Raw genomic sequence first — 16,620 nt, 5'->3', positions numbered from 1 at the left:
GGTGACGACCAGACGATCTGTTCTGGCGCTACGGTATCCCTTTCGGGCAACCCATCCCCCGGGATGTGGAGCACGGCCGGTGATGGTAGTTTCGACGATGCCAATTCCGCCACAGCGGTCTATACTCCGGGAGCGAACGATATAAACGGTGGCACCGTGGTACTTACCTGGACCACCGAAGACCCGACCGGTCCATGTGTCGGTGATTCCGATACGATGACCGTAACGATAAACGAGGAATTGGTAGCCGAGGCCGGTGAGGACCAGACGATCTGTTCTGGCGCTACGGTATCCCTTTCGGGCAACCCATCCCCCGGGATGTGGAGTACGGCGGGCGATGGTAGTTTCGACGATGCGAATTCCGCCACAGCGGTCTATACGCCAGGTGCGAACGATATAGACGGTGGCACCGTGGTACTTACCTGGACCACCGAAGACCCGACCGGTCCATGTGTTGGTGATTCCGATACGATGACCGTAACGATAAACGAGGAATTGGTAGCCGAGGCCGGTGACGACCAGACGATCTGTTCTGGAGGTACGGTCAGCCTAACGGGCAACCCATCCCCCGGGATGTGGAGCACGGCTGGCGATGGTACATTCGACGATGCCAGCTCGGCCACAGCGGTCTATACCCCTGGAGCGAACGATATAGACAGTGGTGCCGTGGTACTTACCTGGACCACCGAAGATCCTACCGGTCCATGTGTTGGTGATTCCGATACGATGACCGTAACGATAAACGAGGAATTGGTAGCCGAGGCCGGTGACGACCAGACGATCTGTTCTGGCGCTACGGTATCTCTTTCGGGCAACCCATCCCCTGGTATGTGGAGCACGGCCGGTGATGGTAGTTTCGACGATGCCAATTCCGCCACAGCGATCTATACCCCGGGTGCGAACGATATAAGCGGTGGCACCGTGGTACTTACCTGGACCACCGAAGACCCGACCGGTCCATGTGTCGGTGATTCCGATACGATGACCGTAACGATAAACGAGGAATTGGTAGCCGATGCCGGCGACGACCAGACGATCTGTTCGGGAAGTACGGTCAGCCTAACGGGCAACCCATCCCCCGGGATGTGGAGCACGGCTGGCGATGGTACATTCGACGATGCCAGCTCGGCCACAGCGGTCTATACCCCTGGAGCGAACGATATAGACAGTGGTGCCGTGGTACTTACCTGGACCACCGAAGATCCTACCGGTCCATGTGTTGGTGATTCCGATACGATGACCGTAACGATAAACGAGGAATTGGTAGCCGAGGCCGGTGACGACCAGACGATCTGTTCTGGCGCTACGGTATCTCTTTCGGGCAACCCATCCCCTGGTATGTGGAGCACGGCCGGTGATGGTAGTTTCGACGATGCCAATTCCGCCACAGCGGTCTATACCCCGGGTGCGAACGATATAAGCGGTGGTACCGTGGTACTTACTTGGACCACCGAAGATCCTACCGGCCCATGTGTTGGTGATTCCGATACGATGACCGTAACGATAAACGAGGAATTGGTAGCCGATGTCGGCGACGACCAGACGATCTGTTCCGGAGGTACGGTGAACCTAACGGGCAGCCCATCCCCCGGAATGTGGAGTACGGCGGGTGATGGTAGTTTCGACGATGCCAGCTCGGCCACAGCGGTCTATACCCCGGGTGCGAACGATGTAAGCGGTGGTACCGTGGTACTTACCTGGACCACCGAAGATCCTACGGGCCCATGTGTCGGTGATTCTGATACGATGACCGTAACGATCAATCCTGCCCCTGTTATCGAAATAGCCAATCAGGAGGTATGTGAAGATACGACCATTGTAAACCTTACGGACTTGGAGCCTGCCGGTCAGACCGGAGGTGTGTGGAGCAACGGAGGCGGAATCCTTGGTGATGCCACAATAGCGGACCCAGCCACCGGGCCGTTCACCTATACCTATACAGATGGTAATGGCTGTGAGGGTAGTGATACAGTAGCTTATGTGATTAATCCACTACCGATCATTACCATATCCGAGGCTCCGACTTGTTCGGCCGACCTTACTACCTATAGCCTAAGCGTAACGGTTAGCACGGGTACGGTGAGCAGTACCTCGGGTACGGTTACCGATAACGGTGGCGGAAGCTGGACGGTATCCGGGATAGATTCCGGAACGGATGTTACCCTAACGGTAATGGATGATAACGATTGTATGGCCGAGTTGGCCGTTATGGCACCTGACTGTAGTTGTCCGGTTGTTGAGGCCCCTGTGGGCAGTGGTCAAAATGAATGTTTGATGGACCCTGCCCAGACCCTGACTGCCATGGCGACGGTAGGAGCCGGAGAGGTTGTGGATTGGTACGATGCGGCCACAGGTGGTACGCCGGTGGCCAGCCCGACCTTGACAGGTGTGGGCAGTGTGATCTACTATGCTGAGGCCCGAAATACGACCACCAATTGTACCAGTGCGACAAGAACACCGATTGGGTTAAAGATATACCCGTTACCGACTATTATGGTATCTGACGGACCGACCTGTGCTGCCGATCTAAAGACCTATAGTGTTAGCGTAACGGTTAGCACGGGTACGGTGAGCAGTACCTCGGGTACGGTTACCGATAACGGTGGCGGAAGCTGGACGGTATCCGGGATAGATTCCGGAACGGATGTTACCCTAACGGTAATGGATGATAACGATTGTATGGCCGAGTTGGCCGTTATGGCACCTGACTGTAGTTGTCCGGTTGTTGAGGCCCCTGTGGGCAGTGGTCAAAATGAATGTTTGATGGACCCTGCCCAGACCCTGACTGCCATGGCGACGGTAGGAGCCGGAGAGGTTGTGGATTGGTACGATGCGGCCACAGGTGGTACGCCGGTGGCCAGCCCGACCTTGACAGGTGTGGGCAGTGTGATCTATTATGCCGAGGCCCGAAATACGACCACCAATTGTACCAGTGCGACAAGGACACCGATTACATTAGAAATTCAAAAACCTCAATACCCGGGTGCAAATGGGGAATTGACCATATGTGCCGGAGAAACGGTAACGGTTTCACAGTTGTTCGCGGCCTTGGGAGGCATCCCGGGTTCGGGCGGTTTTTGGACCCCGACCTTGGCCGGTGCGGGCACCTATACCTATACGATAGCGGCCAGTGGCAGTTGTCCTGAGGTCAGTGCGGAAGTGGTAGTTACGGAAACTCAACTCAGTTGTGCCTTCGAAAATATTACGAATGTTACTACAGTTGGCGGTAATGACGGATCTGCCACAGTAGTTGTAACCGGTGGTACGGCACCTTTTACCTTCTATTGGGGTACAAGTAGTACGTCAACAAGTGCTACTGCCACGGACCTTTCTGCCGGTACGCATACGGTCACGGTATATGATGCCAATCAATGTATGACCAGTTGTGAGGTTACGATAGAAGAACCAGATGATCCTTTAGTTTGTAGCATTAAGATTCTTCAAAATGCCCTTTGTAAAGGGGATGATAATGGTAAAGCCGAAGTGTTTGCCAGTGGCGGGGCTGGAGGATACACCTATTTATGGGATAATGGGGAAACCACGGCTATCGCGAATAACCTAACAGCAGGTTTACATAGGGTAACAGTGACCGATGGCAATGGGAATACCACCTCTTGTACCGTTTGCATAGTTGAACCCGAAGAGTTGTTATGTAACATTTCCCAGATCAATGCTGCTTCCTCTGCTACTTCTAACGACGGTTCCGCAACGGTTAATGCAACCGGGGGCACCGAAGGATATACGTATTTATGGGATAATGGCGAGACTACCCAAACGGCTACTGCTTTGCCTCCGGGAATCCGGTGGGTAACGGTAACCGATGCCAACGGATGTACCACCCAATGTTCTATATGTATTACCTATGAAGAGGAAGAACTGGTGTGTAGCGTGGCTCTAGTTGAGGAATTAAGTTGCTTCGGGGCTTCCAATGCCTCTGCTAAGGTAACTGCCGATGGTGGGTCTGGAGGATATACTTATTTATGGGATAACGGGGAAACCACAGCAACAGCCATAGGTTTGGATGCTGGTGTACACACTGTTACGGTGACTGATTCCAATGGGAATACCACCACCTGTAATATTTGCATTGTAGAGCCTAAGGAACTTTTATGTAATGTTTCTTTGGGTACAGCTTCCAGTGGTGGACCTGACGGTAGTGCGACTGTAACCGTTACTGGTGGCGTAGGGCCCTTTACCTACCTCTGGGAAAATGGTGAAACAACGGCTACGGCTACTTCGCTTACTCCTGGTGTACATGAAGTCACGGTAATCGATAGTAAAGGTTGTGAGACAAGTTGCTCTATTTGTATTCCGGAAGAATTGGAAGAGTTGGCCTGTAGTATAGAACAGCGTCAACAAATCAGTTGTCATGACGGCAATGATGGCAGTGCCCTGGTCACAGCAACAGGTGGTTCCGGGGGGTATACTTATCTGTGGGATAACGGTGAGACCACGGCTTTGGCCACCATGCTTACGGCTGGTGTCCACAAGGTTACCGTTACAGATTCCAATGGGAATACAACTACCTGTTCTATTTGTCTTGGAGAACCGGATGATCTTACCTGCGCCGTAATCTTGGAAAATGGTGTAACCAGTTTTGGAGGGAATGACGGCAGAGCTACGGTAAGTGTAGACGGTGGCGTAGGTCCCTATACCTATGATTGGGATAATGGAGAAACTGCTCCAACGGCCATTGCACTTACAGCTGGGGAGCATCAAGTAACCGTTACCGATAAGCAAGGTTGTATTACCTATTGTACAGTAGTGGTGACCCAGCCCGACGAAATGGGCTGTACGGCCATGATGGTAGACCCAGTGAGTTGCTATGGAGGTAATGATGGCAAGGCCATGGTAAATCCTTCAGGAGGTACCGCACCTTATACTTATGAATGGTCAGACGGACAAACGACCCAAGTAGCAGCCGGGCTTTCGGCTGGGGCCTATTCTGTTACGGTAAAAGATGCCAATGGTACAACCTCGGAATGTAAGGTAGAGATTACCGGGGCACCCGAACTTTTATGTGAAATAACCCAAGTAAGCCATGTGAGTACCTATGGTGCCAATGACGGATCCGCCACAGTAACTCCTACAGGAGGTAATCCAGCATATACCTATGAGTGGAGTAATGGCAAAACCTCGGCTTCAGTCGATAATTTGGCGCCGGGTGAATATTCCGTTAAGGTTATGGATGCCAATTCTTGTTATACGACTTGTGTGGTTACCATCACCCAACCCGATCCAGAAGAATTGGTCTGTGATATAGATGCCGTAACCCATATATCTTGTTATGGAGATGACACCGGTTCGATAACGGCATCCCACTCTGGCGGTGTCGCCCCATTCGAGTATTTTTGGAATACGGGAGATAATACGCCTACTATCAGCGGATTGGTGGCAGGTACTTATAGTGTTACGATTACCGATAGCATGGATCAAAGCTGTACCAAGGAAGTAACGCTTACCCAACCAGATATGGCGTTGACATGTAATCTGGATCAGCATACCGATGTGACCACCCCAGGAGGTTCCGATGGTGAAGCAACTGTTCTTGTCGCAGGCGGTACCGCTCCATATACCTATTCATGGAGTACAGGAAGTATTGAGGATAGTATTACAAATCTTGTGGCAGGTGAGTATTCGGTGACCGTAACCGATGCCAATAATTGTAAAACCACTTGTTCAGTTACCATAACTGAACCTCAGCCCGTAGAATTGGTTTGTAGTGTAGCGACCCAAACCCACGTAGATTGTTATGGGGCCGATACCGGAGCGATAGGTGTTACCGTTAGTGGTGGAACGGCACCTTACAGTTATAGCTGGAATACGGGAGCTACCACCCCTAGTATCGACGGACTTATGGCCGGTACCTATACGGTAACGGTAACCGATAACAATGGGGAAACCTGCTTTAAGGAAGTTGATATAACACAGCCAGATACGGCCTTAACTTGCGATATAAGTCAATATAGCGATGTAACGACCCCAGGTGGATCTGACGGGGTGGCCCAAGTATTGGTTATGGGAGGTACGGCACCTTACACCTATCTATGGAGTACAGGGGCAACGACCGAAACGATAGATGGTTTAATGGCTGGTCATTATTCGGTTAAGGTGTATGATGCCAATGATTGTGAAACCTTTTGCGAAGTGACTATTTCCGAACCCGAACCTGATGAATTGATACTGGAAGTAACTTTATTGTTTGATGTACTTTGTAATAATGGGACCGATGGCGAAGCAACAGTTGAAGCTACCGGAGGTGTTGCTCCGTATTCCTATACATGGAGCCATGGACCTACTACGCCAAATGTTTCCGGTTTAATGGCCGGTGACTATACCGTTACGGTTACTGACGCTACAATGGAATCGGTAGAACTCATGTTGACCATTGATGAGCCTATGCCATTAGAATGTATGGCACAAGTGGTAACCCCTGTAAGTGTTATGGGCGGCACAGACGGTTCGGTCACCGTGATGGCCGAGGGTGGCAGCCCCGGATACATTTATGAATGGAGTAATGGTGATACTGGCCAAACCATCGAAAACTTAAGTGCGGGTACCTATTCCGTTACGGTTACCGACAAGAACGGGTGTACCACCGAATGTGAAGTAACCCTGGAAGATGGTATGGGCGATTCCAATGGTTTCTGTACCTATACCCAAGGTTTCTATGGCAATGCCAATGGGTCAGCTTGTCTGCCCAACGGATCCAGTACCAATGCGTTGGGTATTATGACAATGGTCATTAATGCCAATGGTGGACAAGCAGTGTTTGGTAATGCCACCAACAACTTTACCCTTACTGCTGCCGATATAGCAGCCGGCGCCGTATTTGATATTTTACCGGGTGGAGGTTCACCTGCTGCCTTTAATGGAACGGCAACCTATCCAGATAGCGGTTCGTGGTCGGCGGTTCCCTTGAATAATAATGGTAAGAGTCAGAATGTGCTGTTTAGTCAGGCACTCACGTATTACTTCAATTTGAATTTGAACCCGGCTTTGGCCTATTGGGATCTACAGCCTACTTTCCATACATCTGCCTTGGAGAGTTGTGGTAGCGATACCGCAGAGGAGGCTACGGAGACCTTTACGATTCCAATGTCGGTAATCAACTATTTGAATAGTACCAATCAAGCGAATGGCGCATACCTGTTCGATTTGGCTAATGCGGCCCTAGGGGGTGAAAATCCGGGAGGATTGGCATTAAGCGATATCGTTAGTGCTTTAGATGCCATAAATAGAGGTTTTGATGAGTGTAGGGTACTTCGCGATACGGCAAATCCAGAGCAGACAGGGGCTCCCGCTCCTGGTAATACGGTTAAGATTCCGACCAAGTTTAAGGTTATGACCTATCCGGTGCCTTTCAAAAACAGGATAACACTCGAAGCGGATTCGCCATACAGACAAAAAATAAAAGTCGATTTCATAAGCCCTGGAGGCAAGGTGTATAAAAAGACCGAAGAGCGTACATTGGAGGTTGGTAAAAACACTTGGGACTGTGAAGTAGGTAATTTACCGTCGGGAGTATATTTAGTACGGGTTAAAACAGATAAGGAAACCCTGTTCCGAAAAGTAGTGAAAAAGTAGACTAATGTAATTGATATGTAAGAGCCCTGCCTTTTAGGTGGGGCTTTTTGTTTTTTGTTGGTACAGGAAGCTTAGTCCTCAAAAACTAATAAAGTATGGAATTAGTGCGATCAGCTCTAGTGCTTAAGACTAAAAAGTCTTTTCGTAATTTTGCAGTCTGTTATTATGGAAAAAGAAAAGAAAAAAGTTGTGGTAGGGCTTTCGGGCGGGGTAGATTCCAGTGTGGCGGCCTATTTGCTTCAAGAACAGGGTTATGAGGTCATCGGGTTGTTCATGAAAAATTGGCATGATGATTCGGTAACCATATCCAATGAATGTCCTTGGCTAGAGGATAGTAACGATGCTATGATCGTGGCAGAAAAATTGGGGATTCCGTTTCAAACCGTCGATTTGAGTGCGGAATACAAAGAGCGTATCGTAGACTATATGTTTCGTGAATACGAGATGGGGCGTACCCCAAACCCGGATGTACTCTGTAATCGCGAGATAAAATTCGATGTATTTTTAAAAATTGCCTTGGATTTAGGTGCCGATTATGTGGCTACAGGGCATTATTGTCAAAAGGATTCATTTTTTGATGCCGAAGGCAATGAAATACATCGCTTATTGGCCGGGGCCGATTTAAACAAAGACCAGTCGTATTTCCTATGTCAATTATCACAAGAACAATTGGCAAAGACCTTGTTTCCGATTGGGGCATTGCAGAAACCCGAAGTCCGTAAAATAGCGGCCGAACAAGAATTAGTTACGGCCGAGAAAAAAGATTCCCAAGGGCTTTGTTTCATAGGTAAGGTGCGTTTACCAGATTTCTTGCAACAGCAACTTAAACCTAAAAAAGGAGTTATCGTAGAGGTGCCTTCCGATTTATCAGTATATCAAAAAGATGTGCCGGCTACGGAACAAAAGGAAGTATTGCTCAAGCATCAGGCAAAGCAACCGGAATATGTGGTTGCGGACGGAAAAGTGGTAGGCGAACATCAAGGGGCGCACTTCTTTACCATAGGCCAGCGTAAAGGCTTGGATGTGGGCGGTACCAAAGAACCTCTTTTTGTAATTGCTACCGATGTAAAGGAGAATGTGATTTATACCGGTCAAGGTAAAACCCATCCGGGACTGTTTCGTGCTACTTTGTTCGTAAATGCCAATGAAATGCATTGGGTACGACCCGATTTAGGGATTCAGGTGGGTGAAAGCAAAGAAGTTTTGGCCCGAATTCGATATAGGCAACCATTGCAAAAAGCTACCGTATACCGTGTCGATAATGGGGTGTTCGTCGATTTTGAAATTCCGCAATCGGCGATTACCGAAGGCCAATTCGTGGCATGTTATCTCGAAAACGAATTGATTTGTTCCGGGGTAATTTCCGCTTAATTATTCGCAACCTATGTCAGAAAATAGAATATGTAAACTGTTCGGAATCCAATATCCCATAATTCAAGGCGGCATGATTTGGGCCAGTGGTTGGCGTTTGGCCTCGGCCGTTTCCAATGCTGGTGGTTTAGGATTGATCGGGGCAGGGTCAATGTATCCGGAGGTATTTAAGGAGCATATAGAAAAATGCCAACAGGCCACCGATAAACCGTTTGGGGTAAATATTCCCATGTTATACCCCAATATTGAGGAACTCATGGAGATTGTGGTCGAAAAAGGCGTGAAAATCGTATTTACCTCGGCCGGGAACCCCAAGACCTGGACCGCCAAGTTAAAAGCCCATGGTACTACCGTGGTACATGTGGTAAGCAGTTTAAAGTTCGCCCTAAAGGCACAAGAGGCTGGTGTTGATGCGATAGTGGCCGAGGGTTTTGAAGCAGGCGGACATAATGGACGGGACGAAACCACGACATTGACCCTGATTCCGACCGTAAAAGAAAAGATAAACATTCCCTTGATTGCCGCAGGTGGCATAGCAACGGGTGCTGCCATGTATGCCGTTATGGCTTTGGGGGCCGATGGGGTACAGTTAGGTAGTCGATTTGTAGCCAGTGAAGAGGCTTCTTCCCATCCCGATTTTAAACAAATGGTGGTTGATGCTGGGGAAGGAGCAACCCATTTGACCTTAAAAGAATTGGCCCCGGTACGTTTATTAAAAAATAAATTCTATACCGAAATCCAAGAGATCTATAATAAAGGAGGTAATGTAGACGATTTAAAGACCCATTTAGGTCGGGCCCGCGCCAAAAAAGGAATGTTCGAAGGCGATTTGGAAAATGGGGAATTGGAGATCGGCCAAGTGGCCTCGGTGATCCATGACATACTTCCGGTTGAACAAATAATAAAGAATTTGGTCGGGGAATTTAGAAGCTGTGCCGCGAATGCCCCGTTATTGTAGGCGGATAGTTTATGACACCATGGACAAGGTAAAACAAGGGGTGCTGTTCACCTTATTTCTTTTTGGCTATTATTCTGGTCAGGCTCAAATAGAGGAAGATAAACTGAAACATTTGGGTGCCGGGGCGGCCATTGGTGCCGTAGGTGGATGGATGGGCTACGAACTCTTTAATGGCCAACGGGGTTGGATGTATGCCGGGGCCATAGGAAGTAGTGCCGCGGCTGGGGTGGCCAAGGAGTTATATGATCAACCTAGACATGGGGTTTGGGATAATGCCGATATCGCATATACAGTGTTGGGAGGCTTGATTTCTGGTGTTGTTTTAGATTTGGTGTTGCCAAGAAATAGAAGGTCTCGCCATAGGCATGGCCCTACCTGTGGGCCCTTGGCGGTTCAATTCGATTCAGGGCCAAACCATTTTGAACTTGGGGCTTCCGGTAACCTAGCTGCCGCGTTTACAGCGCAAACGTATACGCATCCCTAACAAAGCCGCCACATTTCACTAGGTTCATAACAGTCCACGGGCTTTGATTTCGAGATATTTATTAATGGTGTTCACCGTAAGGTTTTCGGGTTGGGTAAGCAAGGCTTGAATCCCATGTTTGTTCAATTCGTTTACGATAAGTTTTTTCTCATAGACAAATTTCTCGGCAATAGTCTGCTCAAATATCTGTTGTACACCACTAACTTTTTCTTGGTTAAAGGCCTTTAATTCCGAGTTTTCGAAAAAGATGACCACCAATAAATGTTGCTTGGCCAAGGCTTGTAAATAGGGCAGTTGCCTATGTAGGGCATCCATGGTCTCAAAATTGGTGTAGAGCAACAAAAGGCTCCGTTGGTTGATGTTTCGTTTAACATCTATATACAATCGGGCAAAATCCGATTCAACAAACTCTGTTTTTAAATTGTATAAGGTCTCCAAAATCAGTTGCATTTGACTACTTCTTCTTTCGGCAACCACACGGTTTTCAATTTTATTGCTAAAGGCGAACATACCGGCCTTATCGTGTTTCTTTAGGGCGATATTGGAGATGACCAAAGTGGCATTTATGGCATAGTCCAACAGGCTAAGGCCATCAAAGGGCATTTTCATAATGCGCCCTTTGTCGATAATACTATATACCGGTTGAGACTTTTCGTCTTGAAACTGGTTTACCATCAATTGGTTACGCTTGGCCGTGGCTTTCCAGTTAATGTTTCTGATGTCGTCGCCCAATACATAGTCCTTAATCTGTTCAAATTCCATCGTATGTCCAATGCGTCTGATTTTTTTTAATCCGTGTAGGGCCAATTTTTGCGAAAAGGCCAATAGGTCGTATTTGCGTAATTGTAAAAATGAAGGGTAAACCGGAACTTCCGCTTCGGCATCAAAAGTAAACCTACGCGATAGAAGGCCCAATTGTGTACTGGCAAATACATTCAGGCTCCCAAATTGGTAAACACCACGCGTAACCGGTCGTACTTGATATTCAATGCTATGCCTAGCCCCTTTTATTAAGGTTTGGGTGATTTTAAAATCCCTTTTTTGAAACTGTATGGGGACTTCGTCGATGATTTTCAAGCGGACAGGAAAAAGATATCCATTGGTCAATTCTAGGGGAATGGGGTTTTGATCGCCATTCGATAATTTGTCCGGTAATTTTCTTTTCCCATCAATTTTACCCTTGCTTCCAAAAAGTAGAATGATGTCGGTGAGTAGAAATAGGAGAAAAAGGTAAAAGAACAGTTTTACGATAAAGTATAAAGGAGGAAACATAAAGGCCAAAAGAAAGCCCAACGCCAAAAGTCCCCAGCTTATAAAGAAAGGGTTACGTAAATAGATGTTCTTGAAGAATCGGGACACTAGCGCGGAATTTCTATGGATTCTATAATTTGTTTGATTACTTTTTCGGCACTCAGGCCTTCCATTTCACGTTCTGGGGTTAGAATAATACGATGCCCCAATACGGCAGGTGCTACCGATTTAATGTCTTCCGGGGTTACAAAATCGCGTCCGTTCATGGCTGCCAAAGCTTTGGAGGCATCCATTATGGCAATACTGGCCCTGGGTGAAGCTCCTAGATAGAGATTGGCATTACTTCGGGTGTTCTCCACAATACTGGCGATGTACTGGATCAAGTGTTTTTCAATCAATATGGACTTGATGGTATCTTGGTATTTTGCAATATCAGTGGCGGTCAACACGCCCGAAACTACATCGTCTATCTTTTTGTTTTTTTGTTCGTGTTTACGCTCCAAGATCATGACCTCCTCGTCCAACGAAGGATAAGCCACATTGATTTTGAATAAGAATCGGTCTAGCTGTGCTTCAGGAAGTCGATAGGTGCCTTCTTGTTCAATAGGGTTTTGCGTGGCGAATACTAGAAACGGAGGTTCCATAGGGTATTCATGGCCATCTATGGTAATCTGTCTTTCGGCCATAGCCTCGAAAAGTGCCGCTTGGGTTTTGGCCGGAGCCCGGTTGATTTCGTCTATAAGAACAATGTTCGAAAATATGGGGCCTTTTTTAAATTCGAAGTCAGTGGTTTTGGCATTGAAGACCGCCGTACCTAAGATGTCACTGGGCATTAGGTCTGGGGTAAACTGAATCCGGCTAAAAGCCACGTTCATGGTTTTGGCCAAGGCTTTGGCGGTTTCGGTCTTGGCTACCCCGGGTACCCCCTCGATTAAGGAGTGCCCGTTGGCCAGAATGGATATAATCAATAGGTCGATCATGGCTTCTTGACCAATAATGATTTTCCCTACTTCCTTTTTAATATTGTCTACTGCTGCACGCAAGGGTGCCAAGTCAATGCGGTTTTCAAAGGAAAGCGGCTGGTTTTCTTCAGGTATGTTGTTTTGCTCCATTTATAAAATCCTTTATCGGTTAATACCCATTAAGGGTGCCTGTATTCATTTATTAGTTTATTGATACGGATTAGGTCGGCCTGACCCAATTGTATTTTTTGTTGTGTTTTTTGAATAGCCTTAAAAAGCGTTTCGGTTTTTTCTAGGCTATTACCCGATTTGGCGGCCAATTGTTTGGCCAAGGTCATATCGAGGGTTTGTGTGTCTACATGATAATTGGCCCTGATTTCTGCCAAGAAAAAGTTGGTTTTTTTCTGGATAAGGTCCGCATAATCTTGATGCTGAAAATAGAGGTTGCCCACTGTTTTGGCAAATGCCACCGAAGAGTTTTCCAATGGTTTTAGGACCGGAATGATGCGTTGTTCCCTTTTAGCCCGGAAAATCATAAACAGTAACAAACCTACAACCCCCAGATAATAGGCCCAACGTAACGCATCTTGATTGAGTACATAGCGTAAGGGCGAGTCAATAATCTGCCTACCATCTTTAAGATAATCGTCCCAATAGGTGGGTTGTTCCGGTAAATATGATAAACAACGTGAAACGTATTCCGGATTGCCATGCAGCAAATAATAGTTGGTAAAAGCGATGGGGTTGGCATGCACATAGAAATGTCCCTTACCCATTTTGGTCTTGATAAAGTTGACTTCCTCAACTTCAATCTGGCCCCATTCGGATTCGCCCTCCAGAAGGGTCTCTAGGCTATCTTTAGTAAAACTGGCATGGCCCAGAATGGTGCTATTGAGGCTATCGAGACTTTTTATGTGCGATTTTGAGCTTCCTCTTTGAATGAATGCGTTTTGACCCCTAAATGTTTTATGGGTTAAGGAAAGTTGAACAGAGTCTTCCAGTATCGTACTGGCACTCTGAATGGAAAGGTTCAAGGTGTCAGCCAAATAGCGAGGTAACCGTTCGGTAGCCATGAATACAGAGCTTCCCCTATGCACATAGTCCAAGAGTTTCTCGGTTGTGGTTCGGTCTAAATCCACATGTCCGCCTATGATCAAGTAATTGCTGGTTTCTGTCGAATCCAATTCCGTAAGCACCGAATAGGTGGGTCTGTTTTTTAAGGCGGCACCTTCAGGAAATATACTTTTCAGTTCTTGAAACAGAATATGGCCCCCAAAGGGTTTTTTGTGGTACGAGGTATACGATGGCCGCCAATCTAATGGTTTGGGTTTGGTAAACTCTGTGAGGATGATCAAAATGACCACCCCCACAAAAAGGCCTATTATGATTTTTGAGCGTTTATCCATCCAAGTCTTGTTTTAAACGTTGGAACGGTTGCACCGCTCTATCAAAAATAATGGCATCTATGGGTTGCTCGCCATACCAGATATGATTGTAGAGATAAGATACCTCCCCAAAAGGGGTATTGAACTTAGTTTGGGCCAATTCCCGTATATAGTCGGCATTGGTTTTATCGTATTGCCAGTCTATGAGTAGTTTTTGCGATAGTTGTTGCAATACCAAAAGATAATGGTACCGAATGGCCATACGGTAATTTTTGGCTTGTAGTGCCTTGTCCAATAGGTTGTTAAGGTCTAAGGTGTCAATATGGGTCTGGCTTAGGTCTACCGTAGGCAGTACATGGCTTTTTTTCCTGAATAAACTGCGGGCACTTTCCTTAGAAAAAAAGCGAATTAGAAAGTACAGTACCACTCCGCCGAAAACAAGGTACACCAGAATTTCCATCAATTGCATAAGTTCTGGTGTAAGTTCTATGCCTAGGCCATCGAACAACCAACGCAGAAAAGAACTGATCATATCCAAAACCCAACCAATGATCCGGAACAGGAAATTGGTGTTTTCCGGGGCATCAACTACATATTGGAACTCGTCCCCGGTATACCTTTCTCCCATGCCCTCGGCAAATTCACGTAGGTGCAAACTAGATTCCGAATCGTATTGTAATCCGAGGGAATCGGTGGTGGTACCCAATATGTTTTCAGGCCTACTCTGCATCCAATTGTCCTATTTGATCTATTTTTTCTTGTAAATGGGTATTATACGTCTTTTCGTGCAAAGAGAAATACAGAATACCATTTACAAATTGGGTAAGACATTGGCCGAATACGGCAGTAAGTAAGAAAAGACAGAGGGCTAAGGTATAGATGATTTTGGGGGTTACCTGGGTAAAATCGACATCATTGGAAAGGATATGATAGGTATAAAGCCCAACAAGTATAGTAGGTGCGATCATAACCACCAACAAGAATATTTGATTCAAGAACCCGAGAATAAAGTTTACTCCTATTGATGTCCAAAAGTTTTTAAAAACCAGTTTCCATCCTTCGGAAAAGGCTTCGGTTATGCCTTTGTCTTCTTTCATCATAACCAAATAAGAAACGCCAATCCATGCCATTAATCCATATTGAACGGCCAATTGGGCGAACATGCCTATTATCGGAATTATCATTACGATTACGGCGGCTAGAAATACCCCAATGGCGATGGCAATAACCAATAGTAAAAATAAAATACTCTTACCCATTCGGGCTTTGGTAAAGGCCCAAACTTCTTTTCGGTCAATTGGGGTGAGTTCACCTTTTTCTTGATACAGCACAATATAAGAGGCCGATAAACCATAATTTAAGACGCCTACTACAATCAAAATCAAAAAGAATAACCCAGCACCAATAAAGACGTCGATTAAATGGCTTTCTGTAGTTGGCCCATCGGCATACGGATCTAATTCATAACTGAAAATGCCGATATACCCGGTTACCATAAAATAACTGGCGATCAACAGACCAATTAAAAACAGACCGTTGTAACTAATGAATATATTGGCAAAACGTTTAAAATTCTGTCGTACAAAATCGAAATAGGTAGAGAGTATGGCTCCGAAATCACGGTTAATACGTAACTCTATATATCTATTGAAAATATTATCGGGCGTATTTTGCATGGATTTGAATGGGGTAAATGATATAGTAGAATAAGATTAGGCAAAGCGACCCGCCGATTATGGTAAAGGCCAAAAAATCGGGCATGTTCGAATAACGGGTAATAAAACCTTCAATAAACCCAGCGACCACGAAAAAGGGTAGGGTACTGACGATAATTTTCAGCCCATCTTTGGCCGCTTTCATAAATGATAGCCTTCGGGCATAGGTGCCTGGGAATAGAATACCTTGGCCCATGACCAAGCCGGCACAACCTGCTACGATTATAACCGATATTTCAATGGTACCGTGCAACCAAATTTGCCTATTGGCCTCTAAAAAGACCCCTTTGGTATAGAAAAAGGTAATAAAGGCCCCAAGCATGATGCCGTTGGAAAATAAGATCCATACGGTGCCCACCCCAGCGGTTACGCCCAAGATAAAGGCAAATATGCCCACTTTTATGTTGTTTAGCGTAATACCTAGAAAAGAACCCACCATGGTACCACTTTTATAAATGGCGGTAGGTTCACCTTTGGCGATATTCTCTAAGGTAAGGTTCACATAGGCATCCCCTAGAATCAGACGGACAAAATCGGTGTCGCGCATGGCCGAGATACTGCCAATTGCCGTGGCAATGCCAAACACCAAGAAAGCGAACAATAGGGTAGGGTGGTGCTGTCTAAAGAATAAGGGAAACTCTTTTAACCAAAAATCGAGAATGCGATTGCCTTCTTCTTTCTTGTTCTTATATATTTTTTGATGCGCCTTAGAGGCCAAGGCGTTCAAATACAATAAAGTCTTACTTTCAGCGTAATAGGTTTGGGCATACGACAAGTCGTTGGTCAATTGAATATAGCCATCGGCCAAATCGTCGGGAGACAATAAGGAATCATGCTCCAATCCTTTTTCGAAAGCGATCCATTTTTCCTTATTTTGTTTTACAAAGGCGGCTTCGCGCATATGCCA

General features: G+C 46.5%; 10 protein-coding genes. 4 read left to right on the top strand and 6 right to left on the bottom strand.

Annotated elements, in window-relative coordinates; translation table 11 throughout:
- Window positions 1–63 precede the first annotated feature (63 nt).
- The 4 genes from B7P33_RS02280 to B7P33_RS02265 all read left to right on the top strand — a co-directional run bounded on the left by B7P33_RS02280 (window position 64) and on the right by B7P33_RS02265 (window position 10,400).
- A complete protein-coding gene (locus B7P33_RS02280; RefSeq protein WP_097440332.1) occupies window positions 64–7,587 on the top strand; it encodes an Ig-like domain-containing protein in 7,524 nt (2,507 codons plus the stop codon).
- A gap of 165 nt (window positions 7,588–7,752) precedes the next feature.
- On the top strand, window positions 7,753–8,958 hold the full coding sequence (gene mnmA / locus B7P33_RS02275; RefSeq protein ID WP_097440331.1) for a tRNA 2-thiouridine(34) synthase MnmA: 1,206 nt from the start codon (window positions 7,753–7,755) through the stop codon (window positions 8,956–8,958).
- A gap of 13 nt (window positions 8,959–8,971) precedes the next feature.
- The gene (locus tag B7P33_RS02270; RefSeq protein WP_097440330.1) at window positions 8,972–9,916 is read left to right on the top strand and encodes an NAD(P)H-dependent flavin oxidoreductase; all 945 of its coding nucleotides are present in this window, start codon (window positions 8,972–8,974) and stop codon (window positions 9,914–9,916) included.
- Window positions 9,917–9,935: 19 nt separating this feature from the next.
- On the top strand, window positions 9,936–10,400 hold the full coding sequence (locus tag B7P33_RS02265; RefSeq protein WP_216359343.1) for a hypothetical protein: 465 nt from the start codon (window positions 9,936–9,938) through the stop codon (window positions 10,398–10,400).
- A gap of 24 nt (window positions 10,401–10,424) precedes the next feature.
- Here the strand turns inward: B7P33_RS02265 and B7P33_RS02260 are convergent, their stop codons facing one another.
- From B7P33_RS02260 to B7P33_RS02235, 6 genes are read right to left on the bottom strand one after another with little or no spacing between them, the layout of a single operon-like run.
- Entirely contained in the window at window positions 10,425–11,759 is a 1,335-nt protein-coding gene (locus B7P33_RS02260) for a DUF58 domain-containing protein (protein ID WP_097440329.1), read from the bottom strand.
- Window positions 11,759–12,763 carry an AAA family ATPase gene (locus B7P33_RS02255; protein WP_097440328.1) on the bottom strand — a complete coding sequence of 335 codons (1,005 nt, stop codon included), beginning with the start codon at window positions 12,761–12,763 and terminating at the stop codon, window positions 11,759–11,761. Before B7P33_RS02255 ends, B7P33_RS02260 begins: the two co-directional genes overlap by 1 nt.
- Window positions 12,764–12,792: 29 nt before the next feature.
- Window positions 12,793–14,019, bottom strand: coding sequence for a DUF4350 domain-containing protein (locus B7P33_RS02250; RefSeq protein WP_097440327.1), 1,227 nt, complete (start codon window positions 14,017–14,019; stop codon window positions 12,793–12,795).
- The gene (locus B7P33_RS02245; RefSeq protein WP_097440326.1) at window positions 14,012–14,728 is read right to left on the bottom strand and encodes a DUF4129 domain-containing protein; all 717 of its coding nucleotides are present in this window, start codon (window positions 14,726–14,728) and stop codon (window positions 14,012–14,014) included. Before B7P33_RS02245 ends, B7P33_RS02250 begins: the two co-directional genes overlap by 8 nt.
- On the bottom strand, window positions 14,718–15,674 hold the full coding sequence (locus tag B7P33_RS02240; protein WP_097440325.1) for a hypothetical protein: 957 nt from the start codon (window positions 15,672–15,674) through the stop codon (window positions 14,718–14,720). The genes B7P33_RS02245 and B7P33_RS02240 overlap by 11 nt, the downstream gene beginning before the upstream one ends.
- On the bottom strand, window positions 15,655–16,614 hold the full coding sequence (locus B7P33_RS02235; protein WP_097440324.1) for a stage II sporulation protein M: 960 nt from the start codon (window positions 16,612–16,614) through the stop codon (window positions 15,655–15,657). Before B7P33_RS02235 ends, B7P33_RS02240 begins: the two co-directional genes overlap by 20 nt.
- Window positions 16,615–16,620 lie beyond the last annotated feature (6 nt).

Origin of the sequence: Sediminicola luteus, assembly GCF_002514735.1 — a bacterium.
Classification (GTDB): Bacteria; Bacteroidota; Bacteroidia; order Flavobacteriales; family Flavobacteriaceae; genus HQA918.
The sequence above is the reverse complement of the archived record's forward strand: the minus strand, read 5'-3'. Positions and strand labels throughout refer to the sequence as shown.